Source organism: Alkalihalobacillus deserti (assembly GCF_020734105.1).
GTDB classification, from domain to species: domain Bacteria; phylum Bacillota; class Bacilli; order Bacillales; family Bacillaceae_D; genus Halalkalibacter; species Halalkalibacter deserti.
Genome location: NZ_JAJAFR010000066.1, coordinates 1 through 1,173 on the forward strand (window position 1 = coordinate 1; position 1,173 = coordinate 1,173).

Below are 1,173 nucleotides of genomic sequence, written 5' to 3' on the forward strand. Positions count from 1 at the left end.
TGAGTTCGGTATTCGACTGGACTTAAACCAGCCAATTTTTCTTTTGATCGTTCATGGTTGTACCAGTAGATATATTCTTCAATCCGTCTTTTTAATTCTTCATAGTTTACTAATTCTTCCCCATAATACATTTCTTGCTTTAAAATACCAAAGAAATTCTCCATCGAAGCATTGTCTGCACAGGTTGCTTTACGTGACATGCTTTGGAATACTTTATTTTCTTTTAATGTCCTCACCCATTGGTTATGCTGGTAATGCCAGCCTTGATCGGAATGGATGGTGGTGCGATAGGTTGCACGATTCTTTATTATCTCTATCGTTTCTTTTAAAGGTTCCATGACAAGATCTAACGTGGGACGTTTCTTGATACCATAAGCAATAATTTCCCCGTTATAAAGGTCAAGAATCGGATTTAAATATAACTTCTCTTCGCCTAGACATTTGAATTCTGTAATGTCGGTTACTAATTTCTGTAGAGGGATAGGTGTGCTAAAGCGGCGGGATAATCTGTTTTTCGCTACTTTTCCAACGTTCCCCTTATAAGAATTGTATTTACGAGATTTCCTCATAAATTTCACACATTTTAATCCCAATTCTCGCATTATGCGATACACTTTTTTATGGTTAATAGAATGTCCTAATTTCTTTAATTCTTTCGTGATCCGTTTATAACCATAACGTTCATGAAACTTTTTAAATAAATCCGTAATGATTTTTTTAAATTCTGAGTCCGAATCTTCTCTGTCAAAATTTCCTACATGATAGTGGTAGGTTGCTTCTGGAATACCCACGACAAGGAGAATATCTTTTAATCGGAATCCCTCTTCTTTGAGTTCGAATGCCACCTTTGCTTGTGCTTTTCGTGAAAGGCATTCGGACTCTCTCGAAAAGCTCTCAACTTTTTTAGGTAAGCATTTTCTAGTCGCAATAATTCATTCTCGCGTTCTAGTTCTTCTTCGCGTGTTAACTTCTTCTCTTCTTTTTTCTTTGGTTTATTGTTGTTTTTAGACATAGAAGGTCGCCCCTTTAATCTTGGTTTCAGGCCTTCTATCCCTTGTTCATTAAATGTTTTCATCCAACGGTGAATTAATGAAGGGTTATTCAATCGAAATTGTTCAGCAGTTTCCTGAAAAGAAGCACCTGTTTCTACCATAAATTGTATCGTATCCATTT

The 1,173-nt window shown here is 36.1% G+C and carries 2 protein-coding genes; both read right to left on the bottom strand.

The window, feature by feature from the left end:
- On the bottom strand, positions 1 to 845 hold an 845-nt coding region (locus LDX58_RS25650), incomplete at its 3' end, for an IS3 family transposase (protein ID WP_227940478.1).
- Positions 809 to 1,173: helix-turn-helix domain-containing protein (locus LDX58_RS25655; protein ID WP_227940479.1), on the bottom strand; the 365-nt coding region annotated here is incomplete at its 5' end. The genes LDX58_RS25650 and LDX58_RS25655, both read right to left, overlap by 37 nt.